The 21,102-nt window shown below is 70.3% G+C and carries 28 protein-coding genes and 1 tRNA gene; 10 read left to right on the top strand and 19 right to left on the bottom strand.

Annotation, left to right across the window (positions count from 1 at the left end; genetic code table 11):
- Nucleotides 1-134 precede the first annotated feature (134 nt).
- From JOD67_RS15200 to JOD67_RS15185, 4 genes are read right to left on the bottom strand one after another with little or no spacing between them, the layout of a single operon-like run.
- Nucleotides 135-878, bottom strand: coding sequence for an energy-coupling factor ABC transporter ATP-binding protein (locus tag JOD67_RS15200; protein ID WP_239553858.1), 744 nt, complete (start codon nucleotides 876-878; stop codon nucleotides 135-137).
- Entirely contained in the window at nucleotides 878-1,639 is a 762-nt protein-coding gene (gene cbiQ, locus JOD67_RS15195) for a cobalt ECF transporter T component CbiQ (protein WP_205118159.1), read from the bottom strand. Before cbiQ ends, JOD67_RS15200 begins: the two co-directional genes overlap by 1 nt.
- Nucleotides 1,640-1,942 carry a PDGLE domain-containing protein gene (locus JOD67_RS15190; RefSeq protein ID WP_205118157.1) on the bottom strand — a complete coding sequence of 101 codons (303 nt, stop codon included), beginning with the start codon at nucleotides 1,940-1,942 and terminating at the stop codon, nucleotides 1,640-1,642.
- Nucleotides 1,939-2,637, bottom strand: coding sequence for an energy-coupling factor ABC transporter permease (locus JOD67_RS15185; RefSeq protein WP_205118155.1), 699 nt, complete (start codon nucleotides 2,635-2,637; stop codon nucleotides 1,939-1,941). Before JOD67_RS15185 ends, JOD67_RS15190 begins: the two co-directional genes overlap by 4 nt.
- Before the next feature lie 115 nt (nucleotides 2,638-2,752).
- On the opposite strand from JOD67_RS15185, the gene bcp reads away from it, so the two are divergent.
- The 4 genes from bcp (at nucleotide 2,753) to JOD67_RS15165 (ending at nucleotide 5,711) form a co-directional block, all read left to right on the top strand.
- Nucleotides 2,753-3,259, top strand: coding sequence for a thioredoxin-dependent thiol peroxidase (gene bcp, locus JOD67_RS15180; protein WP_205123007.1), 507 nt, complete (start codon nucleotides 2,753-2,755; stop codon nucleotides 3,257-3,259).
- Nucleotides 3,260-3,290: 31 nt separating this feature from the next.
- Nucleotides 3,291-3,363: transfer RNA gene (locus JOD67_RS15175), tRNA-Leu, on the top strand.
- A 24-nt stretch (nucleotides 3,364-3,387) separates the two neighbouring features.
- Nucleotides 3,388-4,998: a glycosyltransferase family protein gene (locus JOD67_RS15170; RefSeq protein ID WP_205118153.1), complete on the top strand. Its 1,611-nt coding sequence runs from the start codon at nucleotides 3,388-3,390 to the stop codon at nucleotides 4,996-4,998.
- A 32-nt stretch (nucleotides 4,999-5,030) separates the two neighbouring features.
- On the top strand, nucleotides 5,031-5,711 hold the full coding sequence (locus JOD67_RS15165) for a hypothetical protein (protein WP_205118151.1): 681 nt from the start codon (nucleotides 5,031-5,033) through the stop codon (nucleotides 5,709-5,711).
- A gap of 214 nt (nucleotides 5,712-5,925) precedes the next feature.
- Here the strand turns inward: JOD67_RS15165 and rdgB are convergent, their stop codons facing one another.
- Both rdgB and rph read right to left on the bottom strand, forming a co-directional pair.
- Nucleotides 5,926-6,525, bottom strand: a complete 600-nt coding sequence (rdgB, locus tag JOD67_RS15160) for an RdgB/HAM1 family non-canonical purine NTP pyrophosphatase (protein WP_205118149.1) — start codon at nucleotides 6,523-6,525, stop codon at nucleotides 5,926-5,928.
- Complete coding sequence (gene rph, locus JOD67_RS15155; protein WP_205118147.1) at nucleotides 6,525-7,250, bottom strand: ribonuclease PH; 726 nt, start codon at nucleotides 7,248-7,250, stop codon at nucleotides 6,525-6,527. Before rph ends, rdgB begins: the two co-directional genes overlap by 1 nt.
- 94 nt (nucleotides 7,251-7,344) lie before the next feature.
- Here rph and JOD67_RS15150 point away from each other — a divergent pair, with 94 nt between their 5' ends.
- Together JOD67_RS15150 and JOD67_RS15145 are read left to right on the top strand one after the other, a co-directional pair.
- On the top strand, nucleotides 7,345-7,959 hold the full coding sequence (locus tag JOD67_RS15150; RefSeq protein ID WP_205118145.1) for an L-2-amino-thiazoline-4-carboxylic acid hydrolase: 615 nt from the start codon (nucleotides 7,345-7,347) through the stop codon (nucleotides 7,957-7,959).
- The gene (locus tag JOD67_RS15145) at nucleotides 7,956-8,486 is read left to right on the top strand and encodes a PadR family transcriptional regulator (protein WP_205118143.1); all 531 of its coding nucleotides are present in this window, start codon (nucleotides 7,956-7,958) and stop codon (nucleotides 8,484-8,486) included. The genes JOD67_RS15150 and JOD67_RS15145 overlap by 4 nt, the downstream gene beginning before the upstream one ends.
- Here the strand turns inward: JOD67_RS15145 and JOD67_RS15140 are convergent.
- From JOD67_RS15140 to JOD67_RS15105, 8 genes are all read right to left on the bottom strand, one after another.
- On the bottom strand, nucleotides 8,449-10,002 hold the full coding sequence (locus tag JOD67_RS15140; RefSeq protein WP_205118142.1) for a hypothetical protein: 1,554 nt from the start codon (nucleotides 10,000-10,002) through the stop codon (nucleotides 8,449-8,451). The two genes, JOD67_RS15145 and JOD67_RS15140, sit on opposite strands and share 38 nt — an antisense overlap.
- A 107-nt stretch (nucleotides 10,003-10,109) precedes the next feature.
- The gene (locus JOD67_RS15135; RefSeq protein WP_205118140.1) at nucleotides 10,110-10,868 is read right to left on the bottom strand and encodes an MBL fold metallo-hydrolase; all 759 of its coding nucleotides are present in this window, start codon (nucleotides 10,866-10,868) and stop codon (nucleotides 10,110-10,112) included.
- On the bottom strand, nucleotides 10,865-11,659 hold the full coding sequence (gene murI / locus JOD67_RS15130) for a glutamate racemase (RefSeq protein WP_205118138.1): 795 nt from the start codon (nucleotides 11,657-11,659) through the stop codon (nucleotides 10,865-10,867). Before murI ends, JOD67_RS15135 begins: the two co-directional genes overlap by 4 nt.
- 102 nt (nucleotides 11,660-11,761) lie before the next feature.
- Entirely contained in the window at nucleotides 11,762-12,709 is a 948-nt protein-coding gene (locus JOD67_RS15125) for a PLP-dependent cysteine synthase family protein (RefSeq protein WP_205118136.1), read from the bottom strand.
- A gap of 3 nt (nucleotides 12,710-12,712) precedes the next feature.
- Entirely contained in the window at nucleotides 12,713-12,985 is a 273-nt protein-coding gene (locus tag JOD67_RS15120; RefSeq protein ID WP_205118134.1) for a MoaD family protein, read from the bottom strand.
- A gap of 73 nt (nucleotides 12,986-13,058) precedes the next feature.
- Nucleotides 13,059-13,481, bottom strand: a complete 423-nt coding sequence (locus JOD67_RS15115) for a M67 family metallopeptidase (protein ID WP_205118132.1) — start codon at nucleotides 13,479-13,481, stop codon at nucleotides 13,059-13,061.
- Between the two features lie 10 nt (nucleotides 13,482-13,491).
- Nucleotides 13,492-14,088 carry a nicotinamidase gene (locus JOD67_RS15110; RefSeq protein ID WP_205118130.1) on the bottom strand — a complete coding sequence of 199 codons (597 nt, stop codon included), beginning with the start codon at nucleotides 14,086-14,088 and terminating at the stop codon, nucleotides 13,492-13,494.
- A 2-nt stretch (nucleotides 14,089-14,090) separates the two neighbouring features.
- Nucleotides 14,091-15,395, bottom strand: coding sequence for a nicotinate phosphoribosyltransferase (locus JOD67_RS15105; RefSeq protein WP_205118128.1), 1,305 nt, complete (start codon nucleotides 15,393-15,395; stop codon nucleotides 14,091-14,093).
- 52 nt (nucleotides 15,396-15,447) lie between these two features.
- Here JOD67_RS15105 and clpS point away from each other — a divergent pair, with 52 nt between their 5' ends.
- From clpS to JOD67_RS15090, 3 genes are all read left to right on the top strand, one after another.
- Nucleotides 15,448-15,750, top strand: a complete 303-nt coding sequence (clpS, locus tag JOD67_RS15100) for an ATP-dependent Clp protease adapter ClpS (RefSeq protein ID WP_205118126.1) — start codon at nucleotides 15,448-15,450, stop codon at nucleotides 15,748-15,750.
- 6 nt (nucleotides 15,751-15,756) lie between these two features.
- Entirely contained in the window at nucleotides 15,757-16,320 is a 564-nt protein-coding gene (locus tag JOD67_RS15095) for a DUF2017 domain-containing protein (RefSeq protein WP_205118124.1), read from the top strand.
- Nucleotides 16,321-16,572: 252 nt separating this feature from the next.
- Nucleotides 16,573-17,460 (top strand): alpha/beta fold hydrolase, encoded by an 888-nt coding sequence (locus JOD67_RS15090; RefSeq protein WP_205118122.1) that lies wholly within the window; start codon nucleotides 16,573-16,575, stop codon nucleotides 17,458-17,460.
- On the opposite strand, the gene JOD67_RS15085 is transcribed toward JOD67_RS15090, so the two are convergent.
- The 3 genes from JOD67_RS15085 to JOD67_RS15075 form a co-directional block, all read right to left on the bottom strand.
- The gene (locus JOD67_RS15085; RefSeq protein ID WP_205118120.1) at nucleotides 17,457-17,657 is read right to left on the bottom strand and encodes a tail-anchor membrane protein; all 201 of its coding nucleotides are present in this window, start codon (nucleotides 17,655-17,657) and stop codon (nucleotides 17,457-17,459) included. The genes JOD67_RS15090 and JOD67_RS15085 overlap by 4 nt on opposite strands.
- Nucleotides 17,658-17,751: 94 nt before the next feature.
- Nucleotides 17,752-18,357, bottom strand: coding sequence for a GNAT family N-acetyltransferase (locus tag JOD67_RS15080; RefSeq protein WP_205118118.1), 606 nt, complete (start codon nucleotides 18,355-18,357; stop codon nucleotides 17,752-17,754).
- On the bottom strand, nucleotides 18,354-18,977 hold the full coding sequence (locus JOD67_RS15075; protein WP_205118116.1) for a GNAT family N-acetyltransferase: 624 nt from the start codon (nucleotides 18,975-18,977) through the stop codon (nucleotides 18,354-18,356). Before JOD67_RS15075 ends, JOD67_RS15080 begins: the two co-directional genes overlap by 4 nt.
- Before the next feature lie 35 nt (nucleotides 18,978-19,012).
- Between JOD67_RS15075 and JOD67_RS15070 the strand changes: the two genes are divergently transcribed.
- Nucleotides 19,013-20,338, top strand: coding sequence for an aminotransferase class I/II-fold pyridoxal phosphate-dependent enzyme (locus tag JOD67_RS15070; RefSeq protein WP_205118114.1), 1,326 nt, complete (start codon nucleotides 19,013-19,015; stop codon nucleotides 20,336-20,338).
- Here the strand turns inward: JOD67_RS15070 and JOD67_RS15065 are convergent.
- Nucleotides 20,327-20,824 carry a hypothetical protein gene (locus tag JOD67_RS15065; RefSeq protein WP_205118112.1) on the bottom strand — a complete coding sequence of 166 codons (498 nt, stop codon included), beginning with the start codon at nucleotides 20,822-20,824 and terminating at the stop codon, nucleotides 20,327-20,329. The two genes, JOD67_RS15070 and JOD67_RS15065, sit on opposite strands and share 12 nt — an antisense overlap.
- 54 nt (nucleotides 20,825-20,878) lie before the next feature.
- Nucleotides 20,879-21,070, bottom strand: a complete 192-nt coding sequence (locus JOD67_RS15060) for a tail-anchor membrane protein (RefSeq protein ID WP_205118110.1) — start codon at nucleotides 21,068-21,070, stop codon at nucleotides 20,879-20,881.
- Nucleotides 21,071-21,102: the final 32 nt, after the last annotated feature.

Genomic DNA, 21,102 nt, shown 5'->3' with positions numbered 1-21,102 from the left:
GAAGCCGGAGAGGTAGACCAGCGGGCCCCCTCGCTGCCGACCTTGAGGTACGGCTCGCCGCCCTTGAACGCGCCCTCCACGACCGGGACCTGCTCCATGGCATCCGCCTAGCTATGAACGATCTGGAGATTCGTTCATAGCGTAGCGCGGTCGGGGTGGAAACCGAAGGGCAGCTCGAGCCGGTGCGCGCGCATCAGCTCCTCGTTGCGCAGGATGTCGCGAGTCGGCCCGTCGGCGACGATCGAGCCGTCGTCGATCACGATCGAGCGTTCGCACAGCTCCAGCGCGTACGGCAGGTCGTGCGTGACCATCAGCACGGTCACGTCCAGGCTCTGCAGGATCCGTGCGAGCTCGCGGCGCGAGGCGGGGTCGAGGTTGCTCGACGGTTCGTCGAGCACAAGCAGCGACGGCTCCATCGCGAGCACGGTCGCGACCGCGACGCGGCGGCGCTGGCCGAACGACAGGTGGTGCGGCGGGCGGCTGGCATACTCCCCCATCCCCACCATCGCGAGCGCCTGCTCCACCCGGGCGTCGAGCTCGGGGCCGGTGAGGCCGAGGTTGGCCGGGCCGAACGCCACGTCGTCGCGCACGGTCGGCATGAACAGCTGGTCGTCCGGGTCCTGGAACACGATCCCGACGCGGCGCCGGATCTCGCGCATGTGCTCCTTGTCGACGTCGAGCCCGTCGACCCGGACGCTGCCCACGCCAGCTGTGTGGATGCCGTTCAGATGCAGGACCAACGTGGTCTTGCCGGCCCCGTTCGGCCCGAGCAGCGCGACGCGTTCGCCGCGCTGGATCGACAACGAGACGCCGTACAGCGCCTGGTGCCCGTCCGGATAGGCGAACGCGAGCCCGTCGACCTCGAGGATGGCAGTCATCAGAAGGCCCATGCTCCCACCGCGACGAGGAGCGCGAGAACGGGCAGGCTGGCCGCGGCCGCCCATTGCCGCCGCGTCGCGGCCGCCGTGGCGAGGGCCGGGAGCCGGCCGGTGTAGCCGCGGGACAGCATCGCGAGGTGCACGCGTTCGCCGCGTTCGTACGATCGGATGAACAGTGCGCCCGCGGACTTGGCGAGCACCGGCCAGGCGCGCGGTCCGCGAGCCTCGAAGCCGCGCGACGCCCGGGCGACCTGCATGCGGGCGAGCTGGTCGGTGACCACGTCGAGGTAGCGGACCATGAACGAGGCGATCTGGACGAGCTGGTGCGGGACGCGCAGCCGTTCGAGCCCGGCGAGCAGGTCGCGCTGCTCGGTCGTCGCGCCGAGCAGGATCGAGCCGAGCACGCCGAGCGTGGCCTTGGCCAGCACGTTCCAGCTGCCGAGCAGCCCCGGCTCGGACAGCGACAGCCCGAGGACGTCGATCCGCGGGCCGTGCGCGATGAACGGCAACAGGACAGCGAACGCGACTACGGGCACCTCGACGACGGTGCGCTTGAGCACGAACAGGTACGGCACCCGCGAGATCGCGATCGAGGTGAGGATCAGGACGAGGTAGCAGCCGAACGCCCAGTACGCGGTGCGCGGCGTCGAGACGACGAGCAGCACGAACGTGACCAGCGCGACCAGCTTGGTCTGCGCCGGCAGCTTGTGCACAGGCGAGTGCTCGTGGAAGTAGAGCCTATGGCCGTGCCCTGCACCCATCTAGGCGTTCGCGCGGTTGCGACGGCGCACGACGTACGCCACACCGGTGCCGAGCGCGAGCACGATCGCCACGCCGATGATGCCGGCGAGGCCGCCGGACAGGCGCTCGTTCTGCACGCCCTTCACGCCGTAGTCCGCGAGCGGCGACCCGGCGACCGGGCTGTCCGCGGCGTGCTCGGCGAAGCCCTTGTCCTCGGCGACCTTGTTCAGCCCGTCCGGGGCACTCGAGGCGTAGAAGCTCACCACGCCGGCGAGCACGAGCGTCACCAGCAGGCCGGCGATGAACAGCGTCCGGCGGCTCATGCGGCCGTCCCTTCGCTCGGGGTGCGGATCTCCAGCGGCTGGGCGGCGACGAGCGGGCGGGCGCCGTACACCAGGTCCGGACGTACCGCGACGACCGCGCCGATGGTGAGCGCGGTGATCGCCGCCTCACCGAGGCCGATCAGCAGGTGCACGCCGACCATCGCGCTGAACAGGGCGCCGATCGGGATCGGCGCGGCGCCGCCGATGAGGTACAGCAGGGCGAACGCGAGCGCCGAGACCGGCACCGAGAGCAGCGCGCCGACGAACGCCGCCGGAACCGCCGATACCGGACGTTTCGGCAGGAACCGTAAGACCAGCTTGAAGATTCCCCACCCGACGATGACCGTCACGACGCCCATCAGCGCGATGTTCGTACCGAGCGCGGTGACCCCGCCGTCGGCGATCACCAGGGCTTGGACCGCCAGCACGACGGTCATACATAAGACCCCGGTGTACGGGCCGACGAGGATCGCGGCCAGCGCGCCGCCGAGCAGGTGACCGCTCGTGCCGGCGGCGACCGGGAAGTTCAGCATCTGCACGGCGAAGATGAACGCGGCGACGAGACCTGTCAGCGGAGCCGACTTCTCGTCCAGCTCGCGGCGGGCGCCGCGAAGGCTGAGTCCGATCGCGGCCACGGCGACGACGCCGGTGGCGATCGAGGTGGGGGCGTTGAGGAACCCGTCAGGTACGTGCACGACGTACTCCTCCTGGGCTAGTCCTAGGTGATGGGCCGGCCGGGCGATGTCCTAGGCTCGACAGGGAGCACCGCTGGTCAGGCCCAGCATATGCTCCATGGTCTTACCTGCACATATGTTGCAGGAACGTTCATCCCGAGGAGGCCCAGTGTCCGCCGCACCCCGCCTGCAGCCCGGTGACGTCGCACCCGACTTCACCCTGCCCGACGCCGACAACAAGCCGGTCTCGCTGGCGGACTACCGCGGCCAGAAGGTCATCGTGTACTTCTACCCGGCGGCCTCCACGCCCGGTTGCACCAAGGAGGCGTGCGACTTCACCGAGTCGCAGCCGGAGCTGTCCTCGGCGGGTTACGCCGTCATCGGGATCTCCCCCGACGCGCCGGCGAAGATCGCGAAGTTCCGTGACGAGCAGGGCCTGACGTTCCCGCTGCTGTCCGACCCGTCGCGCGAGGTGCTGACGGCGTGGGGCGCGTACGGCGAGAAGCAGCTGTACGGCAAGACGGTGCAGGGCGTGATCCGGTCCACGTTCGTGGTGGGTGAGGACGGCAAGCTCACCTCGGCGCAGTACAACGTGAAGGCCACCGGCCACGTCGCCAAGCTGCGCCGCGAGCTCGGCGTCTGACCTGCAGCGATAAGGTTCCTCCCTTGGGGAAGGGGTCGTAGCCCAATGGCAGAGGCACATGGCTTAGGACCATGCCAGTGCGAGTTCGAATCTCGCCGGCCCCACGAGCTCAGGGAGATCGTCCCGGCGTGAACGCGCTCCAGACGCTGATCCGGCCGTCCGACCCCGCCGCGCCACCGCGCGTGCGGCGGTTCGACGCCGCCACCATCGCCCTCGCCGTGGTGACCGGCGCCGGGATCGTGGTGCGGATCGCGCTGTGGTGGCAGGACCGGGCGTTCTGGCGGGACGAGCTCTCCCTCGTCCAGAGCCTCGACACGTACTCCGTTCCCCAGCTCTTCGGCCAGCTGACCGACGCCCAGACCGCCCCGCCCGCCTGGCTGGTGCTGGTCAAGGCCTCGACCTGGGTCCTCGGCGACGGCGAACGGGGCTACCGCGTTCTCCCGCTCCTGTTCGGCTGCGCCACCCTCGTCCTGCTCGCGATCTTGGCCGCGCGGCTGGTGAAGAACCGCTGGGCCGCGGTCGTCCCGGTGATCGTGATGAGCACGGTGTCCGAGCTCGTCTTCTACACCGCGCAGACCAAGCAGTACACCGCGGACACGTTCTTCATCACCGGACTCATCCTCCTCGCCGTCCTGATGATCCAAACAGGCAAGGGCGAACGGCTCTGGTACGTCGCGCTCGTCGTCGCTCCGTGGTTCTCCTACGGTGCGATGCTGAGCGTCCCGCTGCTCGCTGCCTGGCTCGCCGTCGTGCAGCTCAGACGCCGTCAACGCGGCCTTGCGCACCTCGCCGTGCGGCTGATCATCCCCGCAGTGTCGGTGCTCGGCGCGGGACTGCTGTCGTGGCGTTTGACCAGCCACGTCAACGAGTTCACGTCGTACTGGGACTACTACCTCGGCCCGGAGAACCTCGCCCACACGTTCCGCTGGACCATCGTCGTCTTCAAGGACCTCGCGATCCGCGAGCTCGGGAGCGCGCTGTGGTGGGCGACCGGGCTGCTGGTCATCGCGGGGTTCGCGGTCGCGCTGCGACGAGGCGTCGGGATCGGCATCATGCTCGTACTGCCGACCGTCGCGGGCTACCTCGTCGGACTGCTCGGCATCTACCCGTTCGGGCACCGGCTGATCCTGTTCTGCGCGCCAGGCTTGGCGATCTGCCTCGGGATCCTGGTCGACGCCGCGATCGAACGAGCCCGCATCCTGCCCTTCAAGTACGCCAAACCCGCCGTCGGCGTACTGGCCGCGGCGATCGTGCTCGCGACCTCGTGGACGACTCCGCAGCGGTTGAGCCACGACCTCAGGTACCAGTTCGGCGTGGACGACTATCGGGCCGCTTTCGCGTTCGTCGCCAAGACCTGGGAGGACGGCGACGTCCTCATCGTCGGCAACGGCGACCGGGCCGCGGCGCGCGTGTACGGGCCCCGCTTCGACCTGCCGATGAACCGGATCCTGCGGGCCAGCCCGACCGAGTACAAGAAGCTGCGCGTGGACTGCCCGACCCCGCAGCTGCGGACCCCGGGCGCGCAGTTCTGGTTCCTCACCGGCGACGCCGTGATGATGTACGCCGGTGTGTCCAGCCGGACCGCGATCATCGCGCCGTTCGTGCCGAAGTACCACGTGGTGAACACCCGCGTGAGCGGCCTGGTCACCGTTCAGGCGATGCTGCCCGGCCAGCACCGCTACGTCTGGCCGACCCGGTGCCTGCGCTACGAACTGGTGACAGCGCCGGTCTACCGGTAGCAGACTGGGGCGTCACGGTACGGAGGTGATCGGTGACGGTTCGAACGCGCGTCGCGTGGGTCGTCGTTCTCGCGTTCGCCGCGGCCTGCGGGCCGACCGCCGAGCCCGCGGCGCCTGGGACCTCGAAGCCGCCGGCACCTACGACCAGCTCCAGCAGGGCGGAGCTGCCCGACCTCGTCGGCAAGGGCCTGCAGTTCGCGCAGGACACCGCCCAGGCGGCGGGCTTCGTCACCCTCACCAGCCACGACGCGAGTGGTCGCGAACGGCTGCAGGTGTCGGACCGCAACTGGAAGGTCTGCTTCCAGTCGCCGCCGCCCGGGTCGGCGGACCCGAAGGCGACCGTCGACTTCGGCGTGGTGAGGCTCGAGGAGACCTGCCCCGCGAAGGACGCGCCGCCGTCGTCGCGCGCGCCGTCGGCACCCGCCGCCATGCCGTCGCTCGTCGGCAAGAGTCTGCGGGTCGCGGAGGAGGCCCTCGGCGCGAACGCGAGCGCCACGGTCCGCGACGCGTCCGGGAAGGACCGCGCCGTCCTCGTCTCGACCAACTGGCAGGTCTGCGCCCAGGACCCCGCGCCCGGCGCGGCGTACGACGGCGTGCCCGTGACGCTGGACGTGGTCAAGTACGGCGAGAACTGCCCTAGCCCGGCCCTAGCCCCGACCTTTCGTCCGGCGGTTGGTTCGACCGGCCCCGCCATGGGGCCAATGATCATGTAAACATGATCAGCCGCCCCGTTACCCCGGGTAGACGCCAGGTAAAGCGGCCACTGGCCGCGTAAGGCGACCACCACGCTTCACCAACGGAGTGCCTTCCGCCCCCAGATCACTCGAGACGTCGCCATCCCAAGCCTCCCCGGCAGGACAGGCACGTCCGTCTTCACAGGCCAAAGCCGCCCACCAACACCTGAAATCTCGAGGTTAGCCCCTGCCCCTAAAGCACCGCGGCTACCAACGGAGCCACCGCGCGCAACGCGCGGCCGCGGTGGCTGAGCTCGTCCTTCTCCTCGGCGGTCAGCTCGGCCATCGTCTGGTCGACGCCGTCGGGCAGGAAGAGCGGATCGTAGCCGAACCCGCCCTCGCCGCGCCCCGCGCGCAGGATCACGCCCGGCACGCGGCCCTCGACCACCTGCTCCTCGCCCGACGGCAGCACGAACGCGACCGCGGAGACGAACGCCGCCGCACGAAACTCGTCCGGGACGTCCTCGATCTGCTCGAGCAGCAGCGCGTTGTTGCGCTCGTCGGACTTCGGCTTCCCCGCCCACCGCGCGGACAGCACGCCGGGCATGCCGTTCAGCGCGTCGACGGCGAGCCCGCTGTCGTCCGCCAACGCGGGCAGCCCGGTCCGGGCGACGGCCGCCCGCGCCTTGAGCAGTGCGTTCCCGGCGAACGTGAGCTCGCTCTCGACCGGCTCGTCGTACGCCTCGAAGTCGTCGAGCGTCAGCACCTCGAGCGACGGCAGCAGCGGGCCGACGATGCGCTCGATCTCGAGCAGCTTCTTCTTGTTGTGCGTGGCGAGGACGAGGCGCGGCATCACAGCGTCCGCGCGAGCGCGTCCCGCTGGAACTGGGCCAGCTCGGCGCAGCCGGCGCCCGCGAGCTCCAGCAGCGCGTCCAGGTCCTTGCGGTCGAACGGCTCGCCCTCCGCCGTTCCCTGCACCTCGACGAAGCGCCCGTCGCCGGTCATCACCACGTTCATGTCGGTCTCGGCGCGCACGTCCTCCTCGTAACAGAGGTCGAGCAGCGCCTCGCCGTCCACGACGCCCACCGAGATCGCGGCGACCGTGTCCTTCAGGGCCTGGCCTCTGAGCGCCTTCTTCGTCTCGAGGTAGGCGACGGCGTCCGCGAGCGCGACGTACGCACCGGTGATCGCCGCCGTCCGCGTGCCGCCGTCGGCCTGCAGCACGTCGCAGTCGAGCACGATCGTGTTCTCGCCGAGCGCCTTGTAGTCGATGACGGCGCGGATCGAACGGCCGATCAGCCGCGAGATCTCGTGCGTACGACCGCCGATGCGGCCCTTCACCGATTCCCGGTCGTTCCGCGTGTTCGTCGCGCGCGGCAGCATCGCGTACTCCGCGGTCACCCAGCCCTGCCCCGAGTCACGCCGCCAGCGCGGCACGCCCTCGGTCACACTCGCCGCGCAGAGCACCCGCGTTCGGCCAAACTCGACCAGCACCGACCCCTCGGCGTGGTCCAGCCACCCGCGCGTGATCTTCACCGGGCGCAGGTCGCCCGTCGATCGCCCATCCACTCTCGTCATGTCTTCGACCCTAGTCAGGCGTGAGTCGATCACTACACGGACGTCTCTTGAGTCAAATTTGACTTGTAGGTCAATTTTGACTCAAGATGAACTCATGATTCCTTCCGAAGTGACCTGGTTCAGCTCGCCGTTCCTGGCGGCGCTCGCCCCACCCGACCCCGACGCGGTCGTCGCCACGGCCACCGAGATCGTCGAACGGCAGCGGCACACCGCCGTCGACGAGCCGGGCCTCGGCATCCTCTGGTTCACCGCGCTCTCGATCGCCGGCTTCCGGCAGTTGCGCGAGACCCACGACCAGGAGCAGTCGGTCGAGGCGTTCCGGCACGCGTTCCTCGACCCGTTCTACGCCTGGGTACGCGACCAGACCGCCGCCGCACTCGACGCCTCCGCCAACCCCGTGGACGTTCTCCGCGAGGAGTCGAAGAGGCGCGAGGCGCACTTCTTCGGCAGGGCGTTCACGTTCGACCGCCCGCAGGACGACGAGCACGGCTACATCTCCGTCGTTCGCGGCTGCTACTACCAGCGGCTCCTCGTCGCCGAGGGCGTGCCGGAGTTGCTCCGCACCTTCTGCGACTTCGACACCGCCTGGATGGACGCCGCCGACGAGCGGCGACACGGCGTGCGGGTCGAGAGGCCGACGACGTTCGGGTACGGCGGTCCGTCATGCTGGTTCGTCATGACCAAGCTGTCCGAGCCCGCGCACGCATGAGCGCCGCCACCAGGATCCTCGTACTCGGGCTGCTCGCCGACGGGCCGAAGCACGGGTATGAGATCCGCCGCTGGCTCGAGACCAGCGAGGCCGAGCTGTGGACCGACGTCAAGCGCGGCTCGGTCTATCACGCGCTCGGCAGCCTCGAACGCGCCGGCCACGCGGAGATCGTCGAGGACGCCTCCACGCCGGCCCGCACGACGTACCGCCTCACCGACGCCGGCCGGTCCGAGCTGCGCCTCCTGCTCCGGGACGGCTGGCAGGACCTGCGCGGCAGCTATCCCCGCGGGCTCTACACGCTGCTCACGTTCGCCGATCCACTTCCGGTCGAGGAACTGCACGCTCTGCGCGACCGGCTCCGGGAGGAGCTCCGCGTGTGGGAGAAGGGCACCGAGGCCAAGCGTTCGCTGCCGAACGCCTCCCTCGTCGCCGCGCTGATGGCGAACGGGCGCGCCCACCTCGAGGCGGACCTGGCGCTGCTCGACGAGCTCAGCGCAGCCGAGCCCCCGTCCTCGCCGCCCAGTTGAGATACGCCGTCGAGTAGATCGGGATCACCTCTGGCGCCGGGTCGTTGACCGCCATCCGCGCGGCCGCCGCCGAGATCGCCGCCGCCGTGTCGCCGAACGAGGCCACGCCGAGCCAGGTGGGCGCCATCGTCTCGTACGCGAGCATCGCCTTCGACCCGCTCCCGTCGACGAACTGCGTCACGGTCGGCCGCCCGTCCGGCGCGGTCACCATCACCTTCTGCGTCAGCGCCTTGTACAACCGCGTCATGTCGTCGGCGCCGATGCCGACCCGGGCGCGGTAGGCCACGGCCGCCATCGTCACGTCGACGTGGGCGTGCGACACGTCCTCCTTGGCTCGGCTCGGACCGCGGACGGGGAAGTTGTCGGAGACGTCGTCCGCGCGCGTCCAGCCGTTGTAGCAAAGGCCGTTCGACCGGTAGTACGTCCACGACACCGTGCCGTCGTCCTTGCGCTGCAGGTCGGTGACGAAGTCGCGGACGAGCTCCGCCGCGCGCTGCCGGTGCCACGGACGACGCCCCGCCATCGCAAGCTCGAGGTAGGTCCGGGCCACCGACGTGCTGTAGTTGTGCGGCAGATCCGAGCCGTCGAGGTTGGTGGGCACGCCGCGCAGGTAGCCGTAGTAGCCGGCGCCCTCGGCGGTGCGCAGGTACTCCTCGTCGTGGATCGCGACCGCGGCGTCGGCCGCTTCGAAGTACTCGGTGGCCTTCGCGCGGTAGCGGCGCGACGCGTTCAGCTTCGGCGTCGTACGGACGATCCGCGCGAACCAGGCGAACGGGTAGGTGATCTGCCCCGTGTGGACGGAGGAGTGGAAGTACGACGAGTGCAGCGTGTCCACGACGGGGACCGGCTCGCCCGCGGCGTCGGGGGTCGGCCGGAGGTCCTTCGCGGTGAGCTGGTCCTTGGCGCCGCTGAACCCGTCGTTGATCCGGCGCACCGCGTAGTTCGGGCTGGCCGGGTCCATCGTCAGGTTGTCGTGCGTGTTGTCCCTGCCGTACATGTCGTGGTGCGTCTGGATCTTGAACGTGCCCGGCGTCGTGCCGGCCGAGACCGTGACGTGCATGCTCTCGGCGAACGCACAGGCCGACCGGATCCGCATCGTCGGCCTTCCCTGCGCGTCGCGCAGGATCAGGTCGCCGGCGGAGTAGGGCCAGTACGCGCGCCACCCGGGCAGCGACTGCCCGCGCCAGTCGCCGACGCCGCGTTCGGTGTCGCGGGAGGCGAGCACGTGGTCGAGGTGGTCGACCGCCTTGTCGAGGTAGTAGGGGTCCCGGTAGGCCTCCCACATCAGCAGGTAGGCCTGGAGGATGTACGCCTCACCCCAACCGAGCGCGGCGCGGTCCTCGTTCAGCTCGGTCTTGCGACCGTTGCCGTTGTTGAACCCGTTGTCGAGCGCGTCGAACTTCGCGCGCGTGGTCCACACGGTCGCGTCCGCGCTCGCGGTCGTTCCGGTGCCGAGAACGAGTCCAGCAGCACCGAGCCCGGCAGCGCCGAGCACTGTCCTTCGAGGGAGCTCCATGCCCGCCGACGGTAGGCCTAACCGGTCATGACCGAAAGACCCGCGTCAGCGAACCATCCGGTTCCGGACGCCCTACGCCAGCGCCGCGCCAGCAATGGTGGGCACGGTCAGATGTCGTACGTGGCGCCGGGCTTGGCCAGCTCGATCGGGTGGTCGTACGCGGGCCGCGCGTCCGCCAGCACGCGGAGCGGGTCGTGCCAGGGCGGGATGTGGGTCAGCACGAGCCGTCGTACGCCCGCGAGCGTCGCGTGCTCGGCGGCCTCGCGACCGGTGAGGTGCACGTCGGGCGGGTTGTCGTCGCCCTCGAGGAACGAGGCCTCGGTGAGCAGCAGGTCGGCGCCGCGGGCGAGGTCGACGAGCGCCGTGGTCGGGCCGGTGTCGCCGGAGTAGACCAGCGTTCGCCCGTTCTGCTCGACCCGGATCGCGTACGCCTCGACCGGGTGGGCCATCGGCGCGACGGTCACGAGGAACGGGCCGAGCCGGATCTTCTCTCCCCCGACCCAGTTCTGGAAGTCGAACTCCTCGCGCATGCCGGGCTTGAGCGGCAGCCCGTAAGCGGTGGCCATCCGGTCCGCCGCGCCCGTCGGGGCGAAGACGGGAACCTGCGGCTGGGCACCGTTCGGGTGGTACTTGCGCGCGACGTAGTACGCGCACAGATCGATGCAGTGATCGGGATGCAGGTGGGTGAGCGCGACCGCGTCGATGCCGTAGATGTCGGTGCAGCTGGCGAGCGGGCCGAGCGCGCCGTTGCCGAGGTCGAGGACGAGGCGGTACGGCTCGGGGTCGAACGACTCGACCAGGTAGCAGGAGGCGGCGGAGTTCGGGCCGGGGAACGAGCCGGAGCTGCCGATGACGGTCAGCCTCATGGCAGCTCCTCGACGAACCGGATCTCCGGTCCGAGGAAGCGGCCGCCGATCTGCATGAAGGAGTCGGGATCCCCCGTGGTGAGGAACCGATGTCGCGGCTCGGGCAGATCGGCGGGTCGTTCCAGGCCCTCGCCGACGAGGCGGGCGTAGACCTCCTTGGCGGTCTCGTCGGCGCTGGAGACGAGCGTGACGCCGTCGCCCATCACGTACGAGATCACGCCGGTGAGCAGCGGGTAGTGCGTGCACCCGAGCACGAGCGTGTCGATGCCGACTTCGGCGAGCGGGTCGAGGTACTCGTGGGCCGCTTGGAGCAGCTCGGGTCCGCTGGTGAGGCCACGTTCGACGAACGGCACGAACCGCGGGCAGGCCCGCGTGGAGAGCGTGACCTGCGGGGCGGCGGCGAACGCGTCGTTGTACGCCATCGCGGTCGCGGTCGCCTCGGTGCAGATCACGCCGACCCGGCCGCTGCGGGTGGCGGCGACGGCCCGTCGGGTGGCGGGCAGGATCACCTCGACCACGGGGACGTCGTAGCGCTCCCTGGCGTCGCGGAGTACGGCGGCGCTGGCGGAGTTGCACGCGATGACCAGCAGCTTGACTCCCCGGTCGACCATGTGGTCGAGGCTCTCCAGGGCGTACTTGCGAACGTCGGCGATCCGCTTCTCGCCGTACGGGTAGCGCGCGGTGTCGGCAAGGTAGAGCACGGGCTCGTGCGGGAGCTGGTCGAGGACCGCCCGCGCGACCGTCAGGCCGCCGAAGCCCGAGTCGAAGATCCCGATCGGCGCGTCTGCCATGGGCGAAAGCGTACGGGTCGTCGCGTTCTGGCGATCGGAAACCGACGCGAACGAGTCGGAAATGGGGCCCTCGACCGGATCGAAACCGTTACGGGGAAGGGCTCAGGCCCAGAGCTGGCCTTCGAGGGTGTCCTCGGCGGCGTCGAGGGTGCCCTCGTACGCGCCGGTCGAGAGGTACTTCCAGCCGCCGTCCGCGACGATCGCCACGACGTCGGCGCGCTCTCCTGCCTTCGCGGCCAAGTGGGCCTGGGCGATCGCGGCGTGCAGCACCGCGCCCGTCGAGATGCCGACGAACATGCCCTCCAGCTCGAGCAGCTCGCGCACCCGGCGCACGGCGTCGCGCGGCCCCACCGAGAAGCGCGAGTCGATCAGCCGGGCGTCGTACAGCTCCGGCACGAAGCCCTCGTCCAGGTTGCGCAACCCATAGACCAGCTCGCCATAACGCGGCTCGGCCGCCACGATCTTGACCGAGGGCTGGTTCTCGCGGAAGAAGCGTCCGACCCCCATCAGCGTCCCCGTCGTCCCCAGCCCGGCGACGACGTGCGTCACCGACGGCAGGTCGGCGAGGATCTCCGGCGCGGTGCCCTCGTAGTGCGCGAGCGCGTTGGCCGGGTTGCCGTACTGGTAGAGCATCACCCAGTCCGGATGCTCCTCGGCGAGCCCCTTCGCCACGCGTACGGCCTCGTTCGAGCCGCCCGCGGCCGGGGACGAGACGATCTCCGCGCCCCACATGCGCAGCAGCTGGCGGCGTTCCTCGGAGGTGTTCTCCGGCATCACACAGACCAGCCGGTAGCCCTTGAGCTTCGCGGCCATCGCCAGCGAGATGCCGGTGTTGCCGGACGTCGGCTCGAGGATCGTCGCGCCCGGGCGGAGCCGCCCCTCCTTCTCGGCCTCGGCGACCATGCGAAGCGCCGCGCGGTCCTTCACCGAGCCGGTCGGGTTGCGGTCCTCGAGCTTGGCCCAGATCCGAACGTTCTCCGCGGGCGCGAACTTCGGCAGCCCGACCAGCGGAGTCTGCCCGATCGCGTCGAGGAGCGAGTCGAACCGCAAGGCTCAGCCGCCCGCGACGGCCGGGAGAACCGTGATCACGTCTCCGTCGGAGAGCGCAGCGCCGAGACCGCCGCGGAAACGGACGTCCTCGTCGTTGACGTACACGTTCACGAACTTGCGCAGGTCGTCGTTCTCGACGAGCCGGCCGCGCAGCCCCGCGTGCTTGGCGTCCAGGTCGTCCAGCAGCTCCTTGAGCGTCGCGCCGTCGGCCTCGACGACCTTGGAGCCGCCGGTGTACGTGCGGAGGATGGTCGGGATGCGAACCTCGATGGCCATGCGAGCTACTCCAGGTGGTCGGTCGGACGGGCTCTCGTTAAAGGGAACCACGCGAACGGGGCGTCTCATTCCGTCAGGTCGGTGGGACGACTTCGACGTCTTCCTCTGTGACCACGCTGTCCACGATGCGGAACGACCGGAACTCCACCGGCCCCTGCCCCTCGTCCGCGCGGGTCGACACTACGACGTAGTGCGCGCCCGGCTCGGAGGCGTAGGAGATGTCGGTCCGCGACGGGTACGCCTCGGTCGCCGTGTGCGAGTGGTAGATCACCACCGGCTCCTCGTCGCGGTCGTCGAGGTCCCGCCAGACCCTGAACTGCTCCTGCGGGTCGAACCGGAAGAACGTCGGCGACCGCTCGGCGTTCTCCATCGGCACGAACCGCTCCGGCCGGTCCGAGCCCTCCGGGCCCGCGACGATCCCGCACGCCTCGTCAGGGTGGTCCTTGCGAGCGTGCGCGACGATGGCCTCGTACGTGGTCCGATCGATCCTCAGCACGACAGGAAGCCTACGGGCGCACGATCGGGGCGCCCACCAGCACGCAGCCGGTCTCGCGCATCTGGGTCAGGGCCGCCTCGGTCGAGGCCAGCGCCACGCCCGCGGTGAGCTCCAACCGGACCGTCGTCTGGAAGCCCTCGCGCGCCGCGTCGACCGCCGTCGCCCGCACGCAGTGGTCGGTCGCGATCCCCACCACGTCGACCGCGTCGACCGAGCGCTCCCGCAGCCACGCCGCCAACCCCGAGCCGTCCTGCGCGAAGCCCTCGAAGCCCGAGTACGCCGCCGCGTGCTCGCCCTTGCTGAACACCGCGTCGAACGGCTGCGGGTCGAGGTTCGGGTGGAAGCCGGCGCCGTCGGTCCCGGCCACGCAGTGCGGCGGCCAGGTGTCGACGTAGTCGGGCGTCGCCGAGAAGTGCGCGCCAGGGTCGACGTGGTGGTCGCGCGTGGCGACCACGAAGTCGTACTCCCGCTCCACCAGCGACGCCTCGTGCCACGTCCGCAGCAGGTTGCCGATGTCGAACGCGACCTCCGCCCCGCCGTTCACCGCGAGACTCCCGCCCTCGCAGAAGTCGTTCTGTACGTCCACCACAATCAGCGCGCGAGTCATCGTCAGGAGTCCTCGTAGGTCGTGTGCAGGGCGGGCTCGCCCCGGGACAGTTTCAGCGCCGTCGGCGGCAGCTCGGCGAGCGAGCGGGCGTGCCGCTCGCGTGCGGCCGAGAGCGGCTCGGTCCAGATCACCTCGCCGGCCTTGACGAACTGGACGAGCAGCGGCCGGTCGTTCGCGTCGCCCTCCGGCACTGAACGGGTCGAGATCACCTCACCCGTGGCGATGTCGTTCTCGTCCAGCCGCCGAAGCGACCACTTGCGGCCCTTGTGCGTGGGCTTGCCGGCCGAGCGCTTCGCCACCCCGACCATCGGCGAGGACGCGTCGGACGACTCCGACCGCGCCACCAGCTTGTAGACGAGCTCCGCCGTCGGCGCCCCGCTGCCGGTCACGACCGAGGTGCCGACGCCGTACGCGTCGACTGGCGCGGCGCGCAGGCTGGCGATCGCGTACTCGTCCAGGTCACCGCTGACGACGATCCGCGTCTTCGTGGCGCCGAGCGAGTCGAGCTGAGCGCGAACGTCGTGCGCGAGCATCAGCAGGTCGCCGGAGTCGATGCGTACCGCCCCCAACGACGGCCCCGCGGCCTCGACCGCCGCGGCGACGCCGGCGTGCACGTCGTACGTGTCCACCAGCAGCGTCGTCCCGGCGCCGAGCGCGGCGACCTGCGCCTCGAACGCCGCCTGCTCGGTGTCGTGCAGCAGCGTGAACGAGTGCGCGCTGGTCCCGCGGGTCGGGATGTCGTACAGCCGGCCCGCCTCGAGGTTGGAGGTGGACGCGAAGCCTGCGAGGTATGCCGACCGCGCCGATGCCAGCGCCGCCCGCTCGTGCGTACGCCGCGAGCCCATCTCGATGATCGGCCGGTCCGCGGCCGCGACCACCATCCGGGACGCGGCCGAGGCGATCGCCGTGTCGTGGTTGAGGATCGACAGCGCCAACGTCTCCAACAGGACAGCCTCGGCGAACGTCCCCTCGACGACGAGGATCGGCGAGCCCGGGAAGTAGCACTCCCCCTCCGGGTAGCCCCAGATGTCGCCGCCGAACCGGTAGTCGGCGAGCCATGCGGCCGTCCGCTCGTCGACGATCTCGCGCTCGCGCAGGTAGGCGAGAACGGACTCGTCGAAGCGGAAATGCTCCAGCGCCTCGAGCAGCCGGCCGGTGCCGGCGACCACGCCGTACCGCCGCCCGTCAGGCAGCCGGCGGCCGAAGACCTCGAAGACCGCGTGCCGATCGGCCGTGCCGCTCTGCAGGGCCGACCGGAGCATGGTGAGCTCGTACTGGTCGGTGAGCAGCGATGTGACCCGTCCCATGGCAGAAGGGTAGTCCGGCACGTTTGATGGGGTCGTGACACGATAGTTCACCGTGAGCACCGCACCTGTCGAGCTGGACGAGCCAGAGGTCGATGACGTCGTCCTGCCGGACCTGCCGTGGGTCACGATCGTCTGGAACGACCCGATCAACCTGATGTCCTATGTGACGTACGTCTTCCAGAGCTATTTCGGCTACTCCAAGAAGAAGGCCGAGAAGCTGATGATGGACGTCCACAAGAAGGGCAAGGCGATCGTGTCGAGCGGCAGCCGCGAGGAGATGGAGCGCGACGTCGAGGCCCTGCACGGCTACGGTCTATGGGCGACACTGCAGAAGACCGGCTCCGAAAAGGCATGAGGTGAGATGACGACTGGCTTCCGGTCGCGGCACGGGGTGGTGTCCGCGACGTTCGTCGCCGACGAGGTCCGGCTGCTGCGCGGGCTGGTCGGCGAGCTGGTCGAGCTCATCTACGACGACGTACCGCCGCGCCGGTCGGAGGTCGCGGAGGATTCCCTGGCCGCGATCGTCGGCGACCTGGGCTCGCCCGAGCCGCCCGAGGACGCCGTCCTCCAACGGCTGTTCCCGACGGCGTACGAGGACGACGACGAGTCCGCGGGCGACTTCCGCCGGTTCACCGAGCGCGGGCTGCGCGACGGCAAGGTGAAGAACGCCGAGCTCGTGCTGGAGTCGCTCGGCGACCCGGAGTACTCCGACCAGGTGACGGTGTCGCTGAACCCGGAGGAGACCCAGTCCTGGTTGCGCACGTTCACCGACCTGCGGCTCGCCCTGGGTACGCGGCTGGGTGTGGAGCAGGACGACGAGGACGCGTGGGAGAAGCTCCCCGAGGAGGATCCCCGCCGCCACGTCTACGGCGTGTACGTGTGGCTCGGCTGGGTCCAGGAGTCTCTGATCCAGTCGCTGAGCTAGGCCGTGTCTCTTGAGTAGCGTCGGTCATCGCGCGTAGCGCGATGGCGCGCGGCGCCTCGCGCCCGGCTGGGCGTGGTGCAGGAGGAATTCATAGTTTGTCCTCTGGGTGACGAACTGGACCGCGGCCAGGCGGGATGCGAGGTGTCGCGCGTCAGGCGATAGTCAAGAGACACGGCCTAGGCAGCCTCGTCGGGTGAGTTAGGCAGCCGCTGCCGATGCCGACGGCGGTCGTCCGCGACGACCATCGGTGCCGTGATCGCTCGCCTGCTCGCCACCGCCTTCGCCGCTCTTCTGCTGGCCACGCTCGTGCCGGCCGCCGCCGAGGCCGCCCCGTCCATCCATCGCTCCGGCTACGTCGAGGTCGACGGCGCCCGGTTGTTCTACGAGGTCAAGGGCCCGCGGCACGCCGCGCACCGGACCCCGGTGATCCTCGTGCACGGGCTGAGCCTCGACCACCGCATGTGGGACCAGCAGTTCGGCGTCCTGGCCTCGACGTTCCTCACCTACCGCTTCGACCTGCGCGGCCACGGCAGGTCCGACCCGGTCACCGCGCCGGTCGGCCTGCACGACAACGTCGTCGGGTTCATGGACGCGCTCGGCATCGACCGGGCCCACCTCGTCGGCCAGTCCCTCGGCGGCAACGCGGTGACCGAGGTCGCGGCGACCCGTCCCGAACGAGTCGCGAAGCTGGTGCTGATCGACAGCGGCATCAACGGGTTCGCCTACCCGACACCGAACGTCCTGCAGCGCATCCCGACCTACCTCGAGATCGACAAGCAGCAGGGCCGCGCCGCCGCCCTGCGGGCTTGGCTGCGCGACCCCTTGTTCGCTACCTCGTTCGGCGACCCGAAGGTGCGGCCGCAGCTGGAGAAGATCATCGGCGGCTGCGACTGCAGCCTGTTCTTCAATCCCGCGTTCCAGATCCGGCCGCCGACGTTCTCCCGGCTCGGTCAGGTGCGGGCGAAGACGCTGGTGCTGATCGGCACGCTCGACGAGCCCGAGTTCCAGGCAGCGTCGACCGCGCTCGACACGTTCATCCCGAGGTCGACCCGGATCGACCTCCCGGGCGCCGGACACATGTCGAATATGGAACGACCGCTGCCGGTGACCCTGGCGACGCTGTTCTTCCTCGCGTCCTAGATCTGCTTGCGCTCCCGGAGCCGGTCCAGGCGGCGGCGCTGCGACGGGTCGAGCATCGCGTAGCCGATCGCCGGTGCGGCGACGGCGGCGATGATCACGAGGACCCCGACGATCGCGCCGATGAAGCCGGGCAGGATCCACCACAGAAGCAGACCCGCGACGACGCCGCCGGCCTGGTAGGCCCTGATCTTTTTCATGCTTCGTCCCTTTCGACGGCACGTCCGGGTCCCGCGTGGATCCCTATTCTCTGCCATCCCAACGAACAAGGCACCCGGGAGACTCCCATTCTGGTCACGCCGCTTCGAGCCGGGCCGTCAGCCGGGCGCGAACGTCGGGCCAGTCGTCGTCGGTCATCGCGAACTGCACGGTGTCCCGCCAAGTCCCGTCCCGGCGCACCTTGTGCTTGCGGAGCACGCCCTCGCGGGCCGCGCCGAGGCGGGCGATCGCGGCCTGCGAGCGCTCGTTGCGGATGTCGGTGTGCCACACCACGCGGACGGCGCCGAGCGTGTCGAACGCGTGCGTCAGCAGCAGCAGCTTGGACTCGGTGTTGAGCCCGGTCCGCCACCAGCGCTTGCCGAGCCAGGTGTAGCCGATCGCGATCGACCTGCTGTCCGGGCTGATCTCGTAGTACGACGTATGCCCGGCGACCTCCCCCGCGCCGCGGCCGCGGACGTCGAGCTGAGCGAACGGCATCAGCACACGTCGTTCCCGCAGGTCTTCCGCCCAGCGGACGAAGTCGACGGCGTCGTCCTGCGACGACAACCGGCCCCTGGTCAGGTGCTGGAACACGGCGTCGTCGTCCGCCGCCGCGAGCAGTTCCGGGGCGTGCTCGAGGGCAATGGGCTCGAGCCGGACGTGCTTGCCGGTGAGCACCGGCTGCTCGTACCAGTCGGTCATGAAGCCTCCAGTCGTGCGGTCAGCTGGTCCCGGACGCCCGGCCAGTCCTCGTCGGTCATCGCGAACTTCACCGAGTCGCGCCACGAGCCGTCCCGCCGCGGCATGTGCTTGCGCAGCACGCCCTCGCGGGTCGCGCCCAGCCGGGCGATCGCCTCCTGCGAGCGGGTGTTGCGGATGTCGGCGTGCCAGACGACGCGGACGGCGCCGAGGTCGTCGAACGCGCGCTGGAGCAGCAGCAGCTTGGACTCGGTGTTGAGCCCGGTCCGCCACCAGGGCGTGCCGAGCCAGGTGCCGCCGATCGTGATCGAGCGGAACTCGGGGTGGATCTCGTAGTACGAGGTCGAGCCGGCCACGACGCCCGGGCCGCCGTCGCGGACGTCGAGCTGGATCCAGGGCACGCGGCGCGCGAGCGGCGACTCGTGGTCGGCGAGCGCCTCGCGGACGTACCGTTCGGCCTCCTCGCGGCGGTGGAACGGGCCGTACCGCAGGTGCTCGAAGACCAGCTTGTCCTGCGGCATCGCGAGGAGTCCGTCGACGTGATCGAGCGACATCGGCTCCAGCCGGACGTACCGCCCGCTGAGGACCGGTGCCTCGAACCACTTTCCCAGACCTGCCACCATTGCCGTTCCATTCGTACTGGTACAAACTAGCGATTGTGTCACTACGATATTCGCCTCGCGGGGCTACGTCCAACGCGATCTCCGCCGATGTGGAAAACGCGGTCCGGACGGGCGACCTCGCGCCCGGGGCGCAGCTGCCGCCGGTCCGGACGCTCGCCGCGACGCTCGGGGTGTCGCCGGGCACGGTCGCGACCGCGTACCAGGCGCTCCGCCAACGCGGGGTGGTGTCGACGGACGGTCGGCGAGGGACGCGGGTGCTCGCCAAGCCGGCTACCGTAGCGCGGTCCCAGCTGCGGCTGCCGGTGCCTCCCGGCGCGCGGGACCTGTCGGCGGGCAACCCGGACCCGGCGTTCCTGCCCGCCTTCGGCCCGCGGCTGCGGCGGCTGGATCCGGAGAAGGTGCTGTACGGCGCGCCGAGCACGGTGCCCGAGCTCGCCGCGCTGGCGCGGGAGCGGCTGGCGGCGGACGACGTGCCAGCCGACCACCTCACGGTGACCAGCGGCTGCCTGGATGGGATAGAACGTTCGCTGGCCGCCCATCTGCGGCCCGGCGACGCGGTCGCGGTGGAGGACCCGGGCTGGCACGGCGTCCTCGACCTGCTCGCCGCGATGAACCTGCGCGCCGTCCCCTGCCCCGTCGATCCCGACGGCCTCGAGCCGGACGGCCTGGCGATCGCGCTCCACCGCGGCGCCAAGGCGGTCGTGGTGACCAGCCGCGCGCAGAACCCGACCGGAGCGAGCCTGCCCCGGGGTCGTGCGGCCGAGCTGCGCGAGGTGCTGGACGACTTCCCGGACGTGCTGGTGGTGGACGACGACCACGCCGGCGAGCTGGCGAGCGAGCCGTTGCACTCGTTGGCCGCTTCGACGGATTCGTGGGCGGTGATTCGTTCGCTGTCCAAGCCGTTCGGGCCGGATCTGCGGTGCGCGGTGCTCGCGGGCGACGCGGAGACGGTGAGCCGGGTCGAGGGCCGCCAGTGGCTCGGCGCACGCTGGGTGTCGACGGTGCTGCAGTCGCTGGTGGTGGCGCTGTGGACGGACCCGGAGGTCACATCGCTGGTGGATCAGGCTCGGCGTACGTACGACGCCCGCCGCTCGGCCCTGCTGGGCGCGCTCGCCGCCCGCGGCATCGAGGCGCACGGGACCTCGGGGTTGAACGTGTGGATCCCGGTCAGCGACGAGACGAGCGCGGCGGTCCGCCTGCTCGAGGCGGGGTGGGTCGTGGCACCGGGTCAGATCTTCCGGATCGCGAGCCGCCCGGGCCTCCGCGTGACGGTGACCACGCTGGAGGAGTCGGAAGCCCCCACGCTGGCCGCCGCCATCGCCGCCGCTCTGGCACCCGGTGGCCGGTCGTCACTGGTCTGAGGGAAGTCCCGCTCGCGCCCGCCAGTACGCCGGTTCGAGCGGCCCGGCCAGCCAGGCCAGCACCTGTTCTACCGCCCGCTCCAACCGTCTGCTCAGCGAGCTGTAGCCGTTGGCGATCAGGCTGAGTTGCTCGACGTAGTGAGTGCCGTGATCGACGTCGCAGAAGCAAGTCACGCCTACCGAAGCCGTCACCTCGCGCATGCCTTGGCGGGTCCAGCTGGCGTCGATGTCCAGCTCGGTCCAGTCGGAACGGTCGCCGATCGACACAGCTGTGCTGAGAAAGACAGCGGTTCCCACGGTCTTCGGACCTGGGAAGGCGGCGTTGTCGATGGACCAGTACCACGTCGGCGCGTCCTCCGGAGGCCTCGCGGAGTCGAGGGCGAGCGCTACCAACCTCATCACGAGAACCTCGGGGGCTTCGATGTCGGGGAAGAGCTCGGCGAGCGGTACCGCCTCGAACGGCCCCTCCTCCATGGCCTGGTGCATCCGCCGATCATTGCCCTGATCAGAGCCTGGGGCAACGACCCTCGCGGCGAAGCGTCACGGCAGCTGCTTGCGTTCGCGCAGGCGCTGCAGCCGACGCCGCTGGGACGGGTCGAGCATCAGATAACCAACGACGGGCGCGGCGATGACGGCGAAGACGATCAACGTGGCGAGCCAGCCCGGCAGCCACCAAAGGGCGAGGAGGCTGACGACCGCCCCGCCGAGAATGTATTTCATGCGGTTCGACATGTCTCCATCGTCCGTTGCGACCGCTCTGCGAA

The organism is Tenggerimyces flavus, from assembly GCF_016907715.1.
GTDB lineage: Bacteria > Actinomycetota > Actinomycetes > Propionibacteriales > Actinopolymorphaceae > Tenggerimyces > Tenggerimyces flavus.
Note: the sequence above shows the minus strand (reverse complement) of the source record. Positions and strands in the feature narration are given on the sequence as shown.

Bases quoted from the DNA above. Each gene is read 5' to 3' on its own strand.
- JOD67_RS15200 (WP_239553858.1), bottom strand. From the start codon at position 878: ATGACTGCCATCCTCGAGGTCGACGGGCTCGCGTTCGCCTATCCGGAC.
- cbiQ (WP_205118159.1), bottom strand. From the start codon at position 1,639: ATGGGTGCAGGGCACGGCCATAGGCTCTACTTCCACGAGCACTCGCCT.
- JOD67_RS15190 (WP_205118157.1), bottom strand. From the start codon at position 1,942: ATGAGCCGCCGGACGCTGTTCATCGCCGGCCTGCTGGTGACGCTCGTG.
- bcp (WP_205123007.1), top strand. From the start codon at position 2,753: ATGTTGCAGGAACGTTCATCCCGAGGAGGCCCAGTGTCCGCCGCACCC.
- rdgB (WP_205118149.1), bottom strand. From the start codon at position 6,525: ATGCCGCGCCTCGTCCTCGCCACGCACAACAAGAAGAAGCTGCTCGAG.
- rph (WP_205118147.1), bottom strand. From the start codon at position 7,250: ATGACGAGAGTGGATGGGCGATCGACGGGCGACCTGCGCCCGGTGAAG.
- JOD67_RS15150 (WP_205118145.1), top strand. From the start codon at position 7,345: ATGATTCCTTCCGAAGTGACCTGGTTCAGCTCGCCGTTCCTGGCGGCG.
- JOD67_RS15145 (WP_205118143.1), top strand. From the start codon at position 7,956: ATGAGCGCCGCCACCAGGATCCTCGTACTCGGGCTGCTCGCCGACGGG.
- JOD67_RS15140 (WP_205118142.1), bottom strand. From the start codon at position 10,002: ATGGAGCTCCCTCGAAGGACAGTGCTCGGCGCTGCCGGGCTCGGTGCT.
- JOD67_RS15135 (WP_205118140.1), bottom strand. From the start codon at position 10,868: ATGAGGCTGACCGTCATCGGCAGCTCCGGCTCGTTCCCCGGCCCGAAC.
- murI (WP_205118138.1), bottom strand. From the start codon at position 11,659: ATGGCAGACGCGCCGATCGGGATCTTCGACTCGGGCTTCGGCGGCCTG.
- JOD67_RS15120 (WP_205118134.1), bottom strand. From the start codon at position 12,985: ATGGCCATCGAGGTTCGCATCCCGACCATCCTCCGCACGTACACCGGC.
- JOD67_RS15110 (WP_205118130.1), bottom strand. From the start codon at position 14,088: ATGACTCGCGCGCTGATTGTGGTGGACGTACAGAACGACTTCTGCGAG.
- JOD67_RS15105 (WP_205118128.1), bottom strand. From the start codon at position 15,395: ATGGGACGGGTCACATCGCTGCTCACCGACCAGTACGAGCTCACCATG.
- JOD67_RS15095 (WP_205118124.1), top strand. From the start codon at position 15,757: ATGACGACTGGCTTCCGGTCGCGGCACGGGGTGGTGTCCGCGACGTTC.
- JOD67_RS15085 (WP_205118120.1), bottom strand. From the start codon at position 17,657: ATGAAAAAGATCAGGGCCTACCAGGCCGGCGGCGTCGTCGCGGGTCTG.
- JOD67_RS15080 (WP_205118118.1), bottom strand. From the start codon at position 18,357: ATGACCGACTGGTACGAGCAGCCGGTGCTCACCGGCAAGCACGTCCGG.
- JOD67_RS15075 (WP_205118116.1), bottom strand. From the start codon at position 18,977: ATGGTGGCAGGTCTGGGAAAGTGGTTCGAGGCACCGGTCCTCAGCGGG.
- JOD67_RS15065 (WP_205118112.1), bottom strand. From the start codon at position 20,824: ATGCACCAGGCCATGGAGGAGGGGCCGTTCGAGGCGGTACCGCTCGCC.
- JOD67_RS15060 (WP_205118110.1), bottom strand. From the start codon at position 21,070: ATGTCGAACCGCATGAAATACATTCTCGGCGGGGCGGTCGTCAGCCTC.